Raw genomic sequence first — 13,895 nt, 5'->3', positions numbered from 1 at the left:
CTTTTCCAGCATCAGTCCGGGAGGCGATCCTCGTTTTCCTGCACCAGCTCCAGCACCCGATCCACCAGCTTGTTGATTCCGGACGCTGCCTCGCCGATGGACGTTGCGACCATATAAGCCGGCGTGCTCACCAACTTGCGGTCCTTGTCCTCGACGATTTCCGTCACCTCGCATTCCTGGTGAGTGCCACCCATTCGGGTGATCGCTGCAGCGGTATCCGCGTCGTTGCCGATCGTGCAGGTCACGCCCGGCCCATAGATTTTGGCGGCCAGCGCAGGCGAAACACAGATAAGCCCGATAGGTTTGCCGGCGGCGGCGAACGCTTCGGCCATCGCCAGCACTTCTGCCTGGACCTTGCAGCCAGCGCCTTGGGTAGAGAAGTTCGACAGGTTTTTCGCTGCACCGAAGCCGCCGGGGATGATCAGCGCATCGAACTCAGTGACGTCGGCTTCGCGAATGTCTTCGATGGCGCCACGGGCGATGCGGGCTGATTCGATCAGCACGTTGCGCGACTCGGGCATCTCTTCGCCGGTCAGGTGATTGATGACGTGGTGCTGAGGGATATTCGGTGCGAAGCACTTCACTGAGGCGCCGCGTTGATCGAGGCGCAGTAGCGTCAGCACGCTTTCGTGGATTTCCGCGCCGTCGTAAACGCCACAGCCAGAAAGAATAACGGCCACTTTTTTGGTCATTCGCGTGTTCCTCTCTCGGGCGCTCCGGTCAGTCACCGGTTACGCAGGTCAGCCTTGCGCTGATTGTCGCAAGCCATGAACCTAGGACAACGCCGTCAGCGAATGTCTCCGGATTCATCGGCATGGGCCGAGGATTTACTCGTCAGGGGTGTTTCTGGCTTCTACATTGGCTTCGGCATTGGCCGCGACGGCCAGCTTCTCTTCTCGAGCGATGCGTGCGTTTTTGATGCGGCGGCGAATCCACAGCAGCACGCCAATTACCAGCAGGGCCCCAAGCACCCACAGCTCGTATTTCTTGACGTTGCCCAGCAGGCCTTCGAGCACCGAGCCGAACTTGTACGCCGCTGCCCCCAACGCCGCCGCCCATACCGCCGCGCCGATGCCGTTGAGCAACAGGTAGCGCCCCGGTGGATAACCGGACAGGCCGATGGCAACCGGCATGACCGTGCGCAAGCCATACACAAAGCGGAAGCTCAGCACCCAGATGTCGGGGTGGCGGCGGATATGCTCCAGCGCACGGTCGCCCATCAACTGCCAGCGTGGCTTGCGCGCCAGGAGCTTGCGGCCATGCTTGCGCCCCATGAAATACCAGAGCTGGTCGCCTGCGTAGCTGCCGAAGAAGGCAACCACCACGACCAGATTGATATCCATGTATCCGCGGAACGCAAGAAAGCCGGCGAGCACCAGAATGGTCTCGCCTTCAAAAAAGGTCCCGAGGAAAAGGGCGAAGTAGCCAAATTCTTGTAAAAAATGCTGGAGCATTATTTAGGTGCTGGCGAAATGAACGCGCAGCCTAACGCGCCCAAGTCATTCAGGAAAGTATGCAAATGTGTCACCGCGTTAAAGTTTCCTACATCCGGGAGCGATTATTCGCTTGGAGAGGGGGTTTGTATCGCACACGTTACGTCGCAATTACACCTGTCACGCGAGTGTCATAATCGCCGCTTATAAATGTCACGCTTGCCCGTCTGGATGGGCTCGGAGCCCCTTCTTGCACGTGCCTTCTACCTGGCACCACCCGAATGTTTGCAGGTCAGGGCTTGCACCGTACGGAGAAATCCGTAGCGTGGAGAGTCAAACCGCTCACAGCGTCGAGCCTGACGCCGGTCGCCTCGCCGCACGACATCGAGTCAGGCTGCAAACATCTTCAGAACCGCCACGCCTTGGGCGTGACCGTTGTCCCACGCTGTACGTCACCACTGTTGTGGCGCAAGCGGCATTCCGACATCGGCCGTATGCGCGGCCCAACTGTTACAAGGCCAATTGCCTTACAGGATTATTCATGAGCACCGAAGGATCTACCGAAGCCGCAGTCGAGCTTGACCCTCAGCCTGTCAATCAGCCGCCCGTCAACCAAGAGGTCACTGCCGTGGTCGAGCCGACCATTGAAGTGGTCCCCGCGCTGGAACCGCATCATCCAGCCCCGCATGTCATCGCGGTGCCCAATCTGGATGACAGCAGTCTCTACATCCATCGGGAGCTGTCGCAGCTGCAGTTCAACATCCGCGTGTTGGAACAGGCGCTCGACGAGTCCTATCCGTTGCTTGAGCGGCTCAAGTTTCTGCTGATCTTCTCCAGCAACCTCGACGAATTCTTCGAAATCCGCGTTGCCGGGCTCAAGAAGCAAATCACTTTTGCTCGCGAACAGGCCGGCGCTGATGGTCTCCAGCCTCACCAGGCGCTGGCGCGCATCAGCGAGCTGGTCCACGGCCACGTGGATCGCCAGTACGCCATTCTCAACGACATCCTGTTGCCGGAGCTGGAGAAGCATCAGGTGCGCTTCATTCGCCGTCGCAACTGGAACGCCAAGATCAAGGCCTGGGTGCGCCGTTATTTCCGTGACGAGATCGCACCGATCATCACGCCGATCGGTCTGGACCCGACGCACCCGTTCCCGTTGCTGGTGAACAAATCGCTGAACTTCATCGTTGAGCTGGAAGGCATTGACGCCTTCGGCCGTGACTCGGGTCTGGCGATCATCCCGGCACCGCGCCTGTTGCCGCGCATCATCAAGGTGCCGGAAGACGTGGGCGGCCCGGGTGACAACTATGTGTTCCTGTCGTCGATGATCCACGCCCACGCCGATGACCTGTTCCAGGGCATGAAGGTCAAGGGCTGCTATCAGTTCCGCCTGACCCGTAACGCTGACCTGGCCCTCGACTCCGAAGACGTGGAAGACCTTGCCCGCGCGCTGCGTGGCGAGCTGTTCTCCCGTCGCTACGGCGATGCAGTGCGTCTGGAAGTGGCAGACACCTGCCCGAAACTGCTGTCGGACTATCTGCTCAAGCAGTTCAACCTGAGCGAGACCGAGCTGTATCAGGTCAATGGCCCGGTGAACCTGACGCGTTTGTTCAGCATCACGGGTCTGGACAGTCACCCCGAGCTGCAGTACATGCCGTTCACCCCGGCGATTCCGAAGCTGCTGCAGAACAGCGAAAACATTTTCAACGTCATCAGCAAGCAGGACATCCTGCTGCTGCACCCGTTCGAGTCCTTCACCCCGGTCGTCGATCTGCTGCGCCAGGCCGCGAAAGACCCTCACGTGCTGGCCGTGCGGCAGACGCTGTACCGCAGCGGCGCCAACTCTGAAATCGTCGATGCGCTGGTGGATGCCGCGCGCAACGGCAAGGAAGTCACTGCGGTTATCGAGCTGCGTGCGCGTTTTGACGAAGAGTCGAACCTGCAACTGGCGAGCCGCCTGCAAGCGGCCGGCGCCGTCGTGATCTACGGCGTGGTCGGCTACAAGACCCACGCCAAGATGATGCTGATCCTGCGCCGTGAAGCTGGTGAGATTGTGCGCTACGCGCATTTGGGCACCGGCAACTATCACGCCGGTAACGCGCGTCTCTATACCGACTACAGCCTGCTGACCTCGGACGATGCGTTGTGCGAAGACGTCGGCAAGCTGTTCAGCCAGTTGATCGGCATGGGTAAGACGCTGCGCATGAAGAAGCTGCTGCACGCGCCGTTCACCCTGAAGAAAGGCATGCTGGACATGATTGGCCGGGAGACGCAGTTCGCGTCCGAGGGCAAGCCTGCGCACATCATCGCCAAGTTCAACTCGTTGACCGATCCGAAGATCATTCGCGCGCTATACAAGGCCAGCCAGACGGGGGTCAAGATCGACCTCGTCGTGCGCGGCATGTGCTGCCTGCGTCCTGGCGTGCCGGGCGTGTCCCACAACATTCAGGTGCGCTCGATCATCGGGCGCTTCCTTGAGCACACACGGGTGTTCTACTTCTTGAATGGCGGGGACGAGCAGATGTTTCTGTCCAGTGCCGACTGGATGGAGCGCAACCTCGACAAACGCGTCGAGACTTGCTTCCCGGTGGAAGGCAAGAAGCTGATCTTGCGAGTGAAGAAAGAGCTGGAAGGGTACCTGACCGACAACACCCATAGCTGGCTGCTGCAGCCGGACGGGCGCTACATTCGCAGCACCCCGACCGGCAACCAGAACGCCCGCAATGTGCAGGCGAGTCTGTTGGAAAAACTCAGCAACCCGGTCCTTAGCGTACGTTGAGGATGATGCCGACTCGGGTCAGCCACTCCGCTTCGAGCGCGAAGTCGGCCTGAGTCAGCTGGTTGTTTTCCAGCCAGCCATCCGGGAACACGATGTCCAGATGGTTATCGTTGGCAGTCAGCACAGGCTGCGGCATCTCTTGGGTGCCGCGAATGTGGTGGAACAGGATCGCGAAACGCAGCAACACGCACAGACGAATCAGCTTCACGCCTTCGTTGCCGAACTCGGCAAACTTGTCCTTGGGAATATTACGGCGGTGACCGCGCACGAGCAGGCCAAGCATTTGCTGGTCCTCGCGGGAAAAGCCGGCCAGGTCCGAGTGCTCGATCAGGTACGCGCCATGCTTGTGGTAGTGGTAGTGGGCGATGTCCAGGCCCACTTCATGCACTTTGGCGGCCCAGCTCAGTAACTCGCGGTACGAATTGTCCTCAAGCTCCCACGCCTTCGCTACTTGCTCCAGCGCCGACAGCGCCTTGCGCTCGACACGGTTGGCTTGCTCGAGATCAACGTGATAGCGCTCCATCAGCGAGCTGAGGGTGCGTTCGCGCACGTCTTCGTGATGATGACGGCCGAGCAGATCGTAGAGCACGCCTTCCCGCAAGGCGCCTTCGCAGTGGTCCATGCGCTTGAGGTCGAGGGCGTCGAAGATGGCTTCGAGGATTGCGAGGCCCGCCGGGAAGATTGCCCGACGATCAGGCTTGAGGCCTTCGAAATCGATCTTGTCCACTTCGCCCAGCTTCATCAGCTTGCGCTTGAGCCAGGCCAAGCCTTCCGCGTTGACCTCGCCATTACCGTGGCCGCCGGCTTTCAGCGCCAGGCCGATGGCGCGAATGGTCCCGGACGAGCCGATGGCCTCATCCCAGGTCAGGCGATGCAGTGCGTGCTCGATGCTCATGATTTCCAGCCGCGCCGCGGTGTAAGCCTGGGCATAGCGCGCCGGGGTGATCTTGCCGTCCTTGAAATAACGCTGAGTGAAGCTGACGCAGCCCATCTGCAGGCTTTCGCGCAGCAGCGGCTCGAAGCGCTGGCCGATGATGAACTCGGTGCTGCCGCCGCCAATGTCGGCGACCAGGCGTTTGCCGGGCGTGTCGGCCAGGGTGTGGGAGACGCCCAGGTAGATCAGGCGCGCTTCTTCACGACCGGAGATGACCTCGACCGGATGGCCGAGGATTTCTTCGGCGCGGTGAATGAATTCGTTGCGATTGCGGGCTTCGCGCAGGGCGTTGGTGCCGACGATGCGCACGGCGCCGGGCGGCATACCGTTGATCAGCTGGGCGAAACGCTTGAGGCAGTCGAGCCCGCGCTGCATGGATTCTTCGCTGAGGCGGCGGTCGTCATCGATCCCCGCGGCCAGCTGCACTTTCTCACCGAGCCGCTCGAGGATGCGAATTTCGCCCTGATTGGCTTTGGCGACAACCATATGGAAGCTGTTGGAGCCCAGGTCGATCGCGGCGATCAGCGAGAGGTTTTTGGCTGTGGATAGCGGCATGGTCAAAAGATCTCGGTCGATAACTCCGACATCGTGCCACGATCCATCACCGTCGCCAAACCGGCAACGTATTTGCGCGGTATTAGCAGGACCGGCTTCAGCCGGGAAGGGGCCGTTATGTACGCCATCAGTTTTACGGTATGGCAACTGACGCCTTCCCGGCTAAAGCCGGTCCTACAATTTGAGCCGAAGCCAGCCCCCACAGGATGCACGCGGTGTTTTAGTGGGACCGGCTTCAGCCGGGAAGAGGCCGGTGTGTACACCATCAGTTGTACGGTATGGCAGCTGACGCCTTCCCGGCTAAAGCCGGTCCTACGATTTGAGCGAAAGCCGGTGCTGCACTCGGGCTCAAGCCTGCTCGACTGACCCAATGAAATTAGCCAGTTCGGGCGTTTTCGGGTTGGCCATCAACTCTTTCGGGTCGCCCACCTCATGCACCTTACCCTGGTGCATGAACACCAGCTTGTCGCCCACCTCCCGGGCGAAGCGCATTTCGTGGGTGACCATGATCAGCGTCATGCCGTCCTTGGCCAGCTCGCGAACGACCGCGAGTACCTCGTTGACCAGTTCCGGGTCGAGCGCCGAGGTGATTTCGTCGCACAGCAGCACTTTGGGCGACATCGCCAGCGCACGCGCAATCGCCACGCGCTGCTGCTGACCACCGGACAGCCGGTCAGGGAAGGCGTCGAATTTCTCGCCCAGGCCCACGCGATTGAGCATTTCCTTCGCCAGCCTGGTCGCTTCGGCTTTGGAAACCTTCTTCACCACCTGCGGCGCAAGCATCACGTTCTCGCCCACCGTCAGGTGAGGAAACAGGTTGAATTGCTGAAAGACCATGCCGACTTTCTGTCTCAGACTGCGCAGGTCAGCCCGCGCTGCATCGAGGTATTCGCCGTCGACTTCGATCACGCCGTCATTGATCGACTCCAGCCCGTTGAGCGTGCGCAGCAGTGTGCTTTTGCCCGAACCGCTGCGCCCGATGATCGCCACGACCTGGCCTTCCTCGACGCTGAGGTCGATGCCCTTGAGCACATGGTGGTCGCCGTAATACTTGTGCAGGGCGGAAATTCTAAGCAGAGGCATGAAGTCTCCTTTCCAGGTAGCGCGCGCTGAGCGACAACGGATAGCAAAGCAGGAAGTAGCCCAAGGCAACGAAGCCGTAGACCATGAAAGGCTGGAACGTGGCATTGGCGAGCATGCCGCCGGTTTTGGTCAGCTCCGTGAAGCCAATGATCGACGTAACGGCCGTGCCTTTGACCACTTGCACGGAGAACCCTACCGTCGGCGCCACCGCGATGCGCAATGCCTGGGGCAGAATCACGTAGCGCAGTTGCTCGAAGGGCGTCAGCGCCAGGCTCGCCGAAGCTTCCCATTGGCCGTTGGAAATCGACTCCACGCAGCCCCGCCAGATCTCAGCCAGGTACGCGCTGGTGAACAGCGTCAACGCCAGCGCCGCCGCGAACCAGGGCGAAATGTCGATGCCCATCAGCGCGACGCCGAAGAACACCAGAAACAGCTGCATCAACAACGGCGTGCCTTGAAACAGCTCGATATAGCAGCGCGCGAGCCGGCGGGGCATTGCCTTCTCGGAGATGCGCAGGGTCATCACCAGCAACCCGATCACGCCGCCGCCGATGAATGCCACCAGCGACAACACCAGTGTCCATTGCAGCCCGGTCAGCAAGTTGCGCACGACGTCCCAGAGGGTGAAATCCATCAGCGGCTCCTCGCGATGTAACGTCGGCCGATCCACGCCAGCAATTGACGCACCAGCAGCGCCATGCACAGGTAGATCAGCGTGGTAATGATGTACGTCTCAAACGCGCGGAAGTTGCGCGACTGAATGAAGTTCGCCGCAAAACTCAGCTCCTCCGTTGCGATCTGCGAACAGACTGCCGAGCCGAGCATCACGATGATGATCTGGCTGCTCAACGCCGGCCAGACCTTGCCCAGTGCCGGGACCAGCACGACGTGGCGGAAGGTCTCGAAGCGGGTCATTGCCAGCGCGGCCGACGCTTCGATCTGGCCGCGCGGAATGGCCTGCACACCCGCGCGGATGATCTCCGTCGAATAGGCGCCGAGGTTGATGACCATCGCCAGCACGGCGGCCTGCCACTCGGATATCTGCAGCCCCAGGGACGGCAGCCCGAAGAAAATGAAAAACAGCTGCACCAGAAACGGCGTGTTGCGGATCAGCTCGACGTAGACACCGAAAATGGCCGAGAACGGCTGAATTTTCCACGCCCTGACAATCGCCCCGACGATGCCGACGCTGACGCCGAGCAGGGTGCCGATGGCGGTCAGTTCCAGGGTGAACAGCGCGCCGCGCAGGAGCAGGTCAGTGTTTTGCAGGACCGGGATAAAGTCGAACTGATAAGCCATTTAAGCGCCTCGGCAGTCGATGATCAGAGGTCGGCAGGCAATGGCTGCTTGAGCCAGGTCTGCGCGTTCTTCTCCAGCGCGCCGTCTTTCTTCGCCGCTTCGAGGATCTCGTTCACTTTGGCGAGCAACTCAGGCTGACCTTTGTTCACGCCCACGTAGACCGGCGAGTCCTTGAGCTTCACTTTCAGCTCCGGAATGCGCTTGGGGTTTTTCTCGCTGATGGCAACCATGACCACGTTGCCGCTGGCGATCAGGTCGGTCTGCTTGGCCAGATAAGCCGCGATGGTCGAGTTGTTGTCTTCGAAGCGTTTGATCGTGGCTTCCTTCGGTGCGACGGCGGTCAGTTCGATGTCCTCGATGGCGCCACGGGTCACGCTGATGGTTTTGCCTTTCAGGTCGTCCACGGTTTTGATCGCGTCTTCAGGTGGGCCGAATACCGCGAGGTAGAACGGTGCGTAAGCGCGGGAGAAATCGATGACCTTTTCGCGATCCGGGTTTTTGCCAAGGCTGGAGATGACCAGGTCAACCTTGCCAGTGGTCAGGTAAGGGATGCGATTGGTGCTGTTGACCGGCGTCAGCTCAAGCTTAACCTTCAGTTGGTTGGCGATCAGTTGGGCGGTATCGATGTCCAGGCCGCGCGGCTTCATGTCGGGGCCGACCGAGCCGAAGGGCGGGAAATCTTGCGGCACAGCGACTTTCAACGTGCCGCGGGCGGTTACATCATCCAGACCATTAGCGTGGGCGGGGGCCTGGCCGAGCATGAGGCTGGCAAACAGGGCGGCGAGCAGGGCGCTGTAACGCTGGGTCATGGGGTGTCTCCGAATCGATCAATGTGTAGGCGAAGCCCGGGTGATGGCCCAGCATCAGTGCACAGCCCATGCCAGCCGTTTGTTTGCAACCGTGGAATGCGGGCCCCAGGCCTGATCCGGTCTAACTGGTCTGAACAGTGAGTTGACGAGGCGCCCTGCTTTGGCGCGCCTGAAAGGCCCGGCGCCCCTCGCTTGGGCGTCACTTGCCGGATACCTCCGATGGCGATACAAGGGATTTTTCCTACGGTTTCCACACCTTGATCGCTATGCATCCGAGCCCTGTCGCAGTGCCTGAAGCCGCCTTCCAGGCGATCCGCAAATTGATCGCCGAGCAGGGCTATGTGCCCGGCGACAGCCTGCCATCCCAGCGGGATCTGGCGATTCGTCTGGGCGTCAGTCGCGCTTCGTTGCGCGAAGCATTGTCATCGTTGAGCGCTCTGGGACTGGTCAGTGTGCAGCCCGGCAAGGGCGTCTTCGTGCAGGCGATTTCTGAACCACAACGGAGCACGAGTGGATTTTCCTGGCCGTATGCAGCGCACGCCTCGCCCGCAGAGACGTTTCAGTTGCGCTACGCCCTGGAGGGTTTTGCAGCCGGGCTTGCGGCAGTGACGTTGACGGCCGACGAGCGCGATGTACTGGAAGACAACGTCGAGGCGATGCGGCTTGAGCTCAAGGCCGGGGACTTTGAGTGCGCAGCCCGGCTCGACTTCGATTTTCATCGACGCATCCTTGTCGCCAGTGGCAATCAGGCGATTCTGGGGATCATCACCAGCAGCGCCGATATTTTTCTGGAAAGCCAGAAGCTGCCATTTATCCGGGCGGGCAGGGCGATGGAGACCTGGCAGGAGCACCGCAAGATCCTCCGGGCGTTGGCGCGAAACGCGTCTGGCCCGGCGCAGAAAGCCATGCAGGAGCACATCCGCGGCGCGGCGTTACGCACCGGCATTGTGTTCGTCGCACCCTCCGGCTGAGCTCCGTCGATTGAGGCAACCCTGTCGAGTCATAGCAAGAGACAATCAACCTCGGCTTCCTGTCACCGCGTGACACAGTTATGATGGCCCACGTTTTTTTGCCTATGACCTCGGAGAAATCTCATGAGTAACGACCTGATCAAGCATGTCAGCGATGCGAGCTTCGAAGCCGATGTCCTGAAGGCCAGCGGCCCTGTACTGGTCGATTACTGGGCTGAATGGTGTGGCCCGTGCAAGATGATTGCCCCGGTTCTGGATGACATCGCTACTCATTACGATGGCAAGCTGACCATCGCCAAGCTGAACATCGACGACAACCAGGAAACACCGGCCAAGCACGGCGTCCGTGGTATTCCGACTCTGATGCTGTTCAAGGACGGCGAAGTCGCCGCGACCAAGGTCGGCGCACTGTCCAAGTCCCAGCTGCAAGCGTTCCTCGACGCCAATATCTGATGACGTTAAAGCCCCGCAAATCGCGGGGTTTTTTTCTGGCGTCGTACTAGACGCTTAGAAAATCAAGTGGTACATTCGGCCCCGCAACGGCTTCTCCGTTGCCCCCTGCTAGCCGTCGCCGACCGTCTCCTTTCGATTTGCACGCGATCCTGTCGCCTTCTCTGCGGCGCGGCCTCATTAAGCCAAAAGCTTAATTTCCCCCTCCATACATGATTACGTCATTCCTATATGAACCTGACTGAACTCAAGCAAAAGCCTATTACCGATCTGCTCGAAATGGCCGAACAGATGGGCATAGAAAATATGGCCCGTTCGCGCAAGCAGGACGTGATTTTCTCCCTGCTGAAGAAGCACGCGAAGAGCGGCGAGGAAATCTCGGGTGACGGCGTGCTGGAGATCCTCCAGGATGGCTTCGGCTTCCTTCGTTCTGCAGACGCCTCCTACCTCGCCGGCCCAGACGACATTTACGTCTCGCCGAGCCAGATCCGCCGCTTCAACCTGCGCACGGGCGACACCATTGTCGGCAAGATCCGTCCGCCAAAGGAAGGCGAGCGTTACTTCGCACTGCTCAAGGTCGACACCATCAACTTCGACCGTCCAGAAAACGCGAAGAACAAGATTCTGTTCGAAAACCTGACGCCGCTGTTCCCGACCATTCGCATGAAGATGGAAGCCGGTAACGGTTCCACCGAAGACCTCACCGGTCGCGTCATCGATCTGTGTGCCCCGATCGGTAAAGGTCAGCGCGGCCTGATCGTTGCTCCGCCAAAGGCGGGCAAGACCATCATGCTGCAGAACATCGCGTCGAACATCACGCGTAACAACCCTGAAGTCCATCTGATCGTTCTGCTGATCGATGAGCGTCCTGAAGAAGTAACCGAAATGCAGCGCACCGTGCGCGGCGAAGTGGTTGCTTCCACTTTTGATGAGCCACCGACCCGTCACGTGCAGGTCGCCGAAATGGTGATCGAAAAGGCCAAGCGCCTGGTCGAGCACAAGAAAGACGTGGTCATCCTGCTTGACTCCATCACCCGTCTGGCTCGCGCCTACAACACCGTCATTCCGAGCTCCGGCAAGGTCCTGACCGGTGGTGTCGATGCGCACGCCCTCGAGAAGCCAAAGCGTTTCTTCGGTGCGGCACGTAACATCGAAGAAGGCGGCTCGCTGACCATCATCGCCACCGCGCTGGTTGAAACCGGCTCGAAGATGGATGAAGTGATCTACGAAGAATTCAAGGGTACCGGCAACATGGAGCTGCCTCTGGATCGCAAGATCGCAGAGAAGCGCGTCTTCCCGGCCATCAACATCAACCGCTCCGGCACACGCCGCGAAGAGTTGCTGACGGCCGACGACGAGTTGCAGCGCATGTGGATCCTGCGCAAGCTGCTGCATCCTATGGATGAAGTCGCCGCCATCGAGTTCTTGATCGACAAGCTGAAACAGACCAAGACCAACGATGAGTTCTTCCTGTCGATGAAGCGCAAGTAACACCCTGCGCTGAACCGACCGTAGAAAAATGGTGTCCTTCCGGACACCATTTTTTTTGCCCTTTTCCGTAGACCTCTCCCGTAGACAAGGAGCGTCATGCACACGTTTGGCAATCGCCGTGATATCGATGGGCTGCGGGCCCTGGCCGTGGTCCCGGTGCTGTTGTTTCACTTCGGTCTTGGACTGAGCGGCGGCTTCGTCGGCGTCGATGTGTTCTTCGTCATCTCCGGGTACCTGATCACGTCCATCATTTTCCGTGAGATCAGCGCAGGACGATTCAGCTTCGTTGATTTCTGGGTCCGTCGCGCGCGGCGTATCGTCCCCGCCGTGACCGTTGTCGTGCTGGCCACTTTGGCGTTTGGCTGGATATTGCTGACGCCCAAGGACTACGCCGAGCTGGGCCGGGAAGTGCGGTATCAGTCGATGTTCATGTCCAATCTGCTGTTCATGCGGCAGGACGGCTACTTCGATTCCGCGTCAGATTTCAAACCGCTGCTTCACACCTGGTCGCTGGCGGTGGAGGAGCAGTACTACATTTTCTTCCCGCTGCTGATGGTGCTGGCGACGCGTTACGTGCGGCACTGGCGCTGGTTGCTGCTCGGCCTGTTGGTGCTGTCGTTCGGGCTGAACATCTGGGCGATCAAGCACAAACCCGAGGCTGCGTTTTTTCTGCTGCCGATGCGTGCATGGGAACTGCTCTGTGGTGCGATGCTGGCCGTCGCGCCTGCGCCTAAACGCCCGCTGCCGAGCTGGGTGTACCAGACGATCAGCCTGAGCGGCTTTGCGGCGGTCGTACTGGCGATGCTGAGCTTTGACAAAACCACTCAATTCCCCGGCTGGGCGGCGCTGCTGCCGGTGCTGGGCACGACTGCGATGATCTGGGCCAACGGTCATCCCGCGTCATGGGTCGGGCGTTTGCTGAGCATCAAACCGCTGGTGGCGATCGGTCTCATCTCCTACTCGCTGTACCTGTGGCATTGGCCTATCCATGTCTACGCCAATGCGATTTCCGCCGACGGCATTTCCGACCTGGAAGCGGTCGGCTGGATTCTTCTGGCCGGCGCGCTGGCCTGGCTGAGCTGGCGCTTCGTCGAGCTCCCGTTCCGTGAGCGCCGCTTACTGGCCGGCCGCAAGCCGGTGCTGATTGGCGGCCTGCTGACCCTGGCCGTGCTGGCGCTGGTAGGACAGGCGGTGCGCTCCAGTGATGGCGTGCCGCAACGGATGTCGGGTCAGGCGCGTGCCTATGCGCTGTCTCAGGAATGGAACGCCGGTCAGATGGACTGTTTCCTGCTCGGATCAAAGCACAGCAAGGGTCTGGACAAGCTCTGTCGAGCGGGTGGCAATGCCGACGCCGCGCCGTCCCATCTGATCTGGGGCGACAGTCATGCAGCGGCTTTGTGGCCTGGCGTCAGGATCGCGGCCGAGCAAGCGCACATGCCTGTCTGGCTGGCGAGCATGAGTGGATGCCCGCCCCTTGTCAGCACCGCAACCAGTAAGCGCTGTCAGGATTTCAATGCGCTGAACGTCGAGCGCGTTCGAATGCAGCAAATTCCCGATGTCACCTTGGCCGCGCGCTGGAGCCTGTACATCTACGGGCTGGAAGACGGCAACAAGAGCAACGTGCTGCTGAAACGGGAATCCATTGCTCAAAACGAAGCGTATTTTGCCGATGCGTTGAAAGCGCAGATCGCCGAATTGCGTGCAGCCGGCGCCCAGGTCTGGTTGTTCAAGGAAGTGCCGCAGCAGCGCAAGGGCACCATCGAGAGATTGAGCAGCCTGGCGCGGGTCGGGCGTTCGGCGGCAGAGGTTGGGCGGCCGGCGACGGAGCTTGATGCGCGACAGGCGTTCATCAATCAGCTGTTCGCCACCCTCAGCCAAGCGGATGCGGGCGTTCACCTGATTGACCCGAAACCACTGCTGTGTGAGGGCGGCCTGTGCCGTGCCGAAGTTGACGGGCGTTCGCTGTACAAGGACGAGGATCACCTGTCGGATCTGGGCGGCGAGAAGATGCAGCCGCTGTTCGCGCCGGTATTCCGCGCAACACCGCGCATTTGAGTTGGACACAGGCTGCCGTCTGCGGTCAGAGCAGGT

The 13,895-nt window shown here is 60.3% G+C and carries 12 protein-coding genes; 5 read left to right on the top strand and 7 right to left on the bottom strand.

The window, feature by feature from the left end; all coding sequences use genetic code 11:
• Positions 1 to 11 precede the first annotated feature (11 nt).
• Positions 12 to 692 (bottom strand): isoprenoid biosynthesis glyoxalase ElbB, encoded by a 681-nt coding sequence (elbB, locus tag AC07VF_RS06800; RefSeq protein WP_192171383.1) that lies wholly within the window; start codon positions 690 to 692, stop codon positions 12 to 14.
• Positions 693 to 827: 135 nt separating this feature from the next.
• On the bottom strand, positions 828 to 1,457 hold the full coding sequence (locus AC07VF_RS06795) for a DedA family protein (RefSeq protein ID WP_346627456.1): 630 nt from the start codon (positions 1,455 to 1,457) through the stop codon (positions 828 to 830).
• A 517-nt stretch (positions 1,458 to 1,974) separates the two neighbouring features.
• Here AC07VF_RS06795 and ppk1 point away from each other — a divergent pair.
• Positions 1,975 to 4,212 (top strand): polyphosphate kinase 1, encoded by a 2,238-nt coding sequence (gene ppk1 / locus AC07VF_RS06790; protein ID WP_192171381.1) that lies wholly within the window; start codon positions 1,975 to 1,977, stop codon positions 4,210 to 4,212.
• Here the strand turns inward: ppk1 and ppx are convergent.
• The 5 genes from ppx to AC07VF_RS06765 form a co-directional block, all read right to left on the bottom strand.
• The gene (gene ppx / locus AC07VF_RS06785; RefSeq protein WP_495008383.1) at positions 4,199 to 5,701 is read right to left on the bottom strand and encodes an exopolyphosphatase; all 1,503 of its coding nucleotides are present in this window, start codon (positions 5,699 to 5,701) and stop codon (positions 4,199 to 4,201) included. The genes ppk1 and ppx overlap by 14 nt on opposite strands.
• 348 nt (positions 5,702 to 6,049) lie before the next feature.
• A complete protein-coding gene (locus AC07VF_RS06780; protein WP_122534109.1) occupies positions 6,050 to 6,784 on the bottom strand; it encodes an amino acid ABC transporter ATP-binding protein in 735 nt (244 codons plus the stop codon).
• Entirely contained in the window at positions 6,771 to 7,421 is a 651-nt protein-coding gene (locus tag AC07VF_RS06775) for an amino acid ABC transporter permease (protein WP_192171485.1), read from the bottom strand. The genes AC07VF_RS06780 and AC07VF_RS06775 overlap by 14 nt, the downstream gene beginning before the upstream one ends.
• Positions 7,418 to 8,083 carry an amino acid ABC transporter permease gene (locus AC07VF_RS06770; RefSeq protein ID WP_122623513.1) on the bottom strand — a complete coding sequence of 222 codons (666 nt, stop codon included), beginning with the start codon at positions 8,081 to 8,083 and terminating at the stop codon, positions 7,418 to 7,420. Before AC07VF_RS06770 ends, AC07VF_RS06775 begins: the two co-directional genes overlap by 4 nt.
• Before the next feature lie 23 nt (positions 8,084 to 8,106).
• On the bottom strand, positions 8,107 to 8,892 hold the full coding sequence (locus AC07VF_RS06765; RefSeq protein ID WP_192171378.1) for a transporter substrate-binding domain-containing protein: 786 nt from the start codon (positions 8,890 to 8,892) through the stop codon (positions 8,107 to 8,109).
• A 266-nt stretch (positions 8,893 to 9,158) separates the two neighbouring features.
• On the opposite strand from AC07VF_RS06765, the gene AC07VF_RS06760 reads away from it, so the two are divergent.
• From AC07VF_RS06760 to AC07VF_RS06745, 4 genes are all read left to right on the top strand, one after another.
• Positions 9,159 to 9,863 carry a FadR/GntR family transcriptional regulator gene (locus tag AC07VF_RS06760; protein ID WP_192171484.1) on the top strand — a complete coding sequence of 235 codons (705 nt, stop codon included), beginning with the start codon at positions 9,159 to 9,161 and terminating at the stop codon, positions 9,861 to 9,863.
• A gap of 123 nt (positions 9,864 to 9,986) precedes the next feature.
• Entirely contained in the window at positions 9,987 to 10,316 is a 330-nt protein-coding gene (gene trxA, locus AC07VF_RS06755; protein ID WP_192171377.1) for a thioredoxin TrxA, read from the top strand.
• Positions 10,317 to 10,544: 228 nt separating this feature from the next.
• Positions 10,545 to 11,804 (top strand): transcription termination factor Rho, encoded by a 1,260-nt coding sequence (gene rho / locus AC07VF_RS06750; RefSeq protein ID WP_037016529.1) that lies wholly within the window; start codon positions 10,545 to 10,547, stop codon positions 11,802 to 11,804.
• A gap of 96 nt (positions 11,805 to 11,900) precedes the next feature.
• Positions 11,901 to 13,859 (top strand): acyltransferase family protein, encoded by a 1,959-nt coding sequence (locus tag AC07VF_RS06745; RefSeq protein WP_495008384.1) that lies wholly within the window; start codon positions 11,901 to 11,903, stop codon positions 13,857 to 13,859.
• The last annotated feature ends 36 nt before the right edge of the window (positions 13,860 to 13,895 follow it).

This window comes from Pseudomonas sp. GW821-FHT02H06 (assembly GCF_059421525.1).
This window is presented reverse-complemented; position numbering and strand designations above follow the sequence as displayed.

Coding starts and splice junctions, on each gene's coding strand:
- elbB (WP_192171383.1), bottom strand. CDS start 692: ATGACCAAAAAAGTGGCCGTTATTCTTTCTGGCTGTGGCGTTTACGAC.
- ppk1 (WP_192171381.1), top strand. CDS start 1,975: ATGAGCACCGAAGGATCTACCGAAGCCGCAGTCGAGCTTGACCCTCAG.
- ppx (WP_495008383.1), bottom strand. CDS start 5,701: ATGCCGCTATCCACAGCCAAAAACCTCTCGCTGATCGCCGCGATCGAC.
- AC07VF_RS06780 (WP_122534109.1), bottom strand. CDS start 6,784: ATGCCTCTGCTTAGAATTTCCGCCCTGCACAAGTATTACGGCGACCAC.
- AC07VF_RS06770 (WP_122623513.1), bottom strand. CDS start 8,083: ATGGCTTATCAGTTCGACTTTATCCCGGTCCTGCAAAACACTGACCTG.
- AC07VF_RS06765 (WP_192171378.1), bottom strand. CDS start 8,892: ATGACCCAGCGTTACAGCGCCCTGCTCGCCGCCCTGTTTGCCAGCCTC.
- AC07VF_RS06760 (WP_192171484.1), top strand. CDS start 9,159: ATGCATCCGAGCCCTGTCGCAGTGCCTGAAGCCGCCTTCCAGGCGATC.
- trxA (WP_192171377.1), top strand. CDS start 9,987: ATGAGTAACGACCTGATCAAGCATGTCAGCGATGCGAGCTTCGAAGCC.
- rho (WP_037016529.1), top strand. CDS start 10,545: ATGAACCTGACTGAACTCAAGCAAAAGCCTATTACCGATCTGCTCGAA.
- AC07VF_RS06745 (WP_495008384.1), top strand. CDS start 11,901: ATGCACACGTTTGGCAATCGCCGTGATATCGATGGGCTGCGGGCCCTG.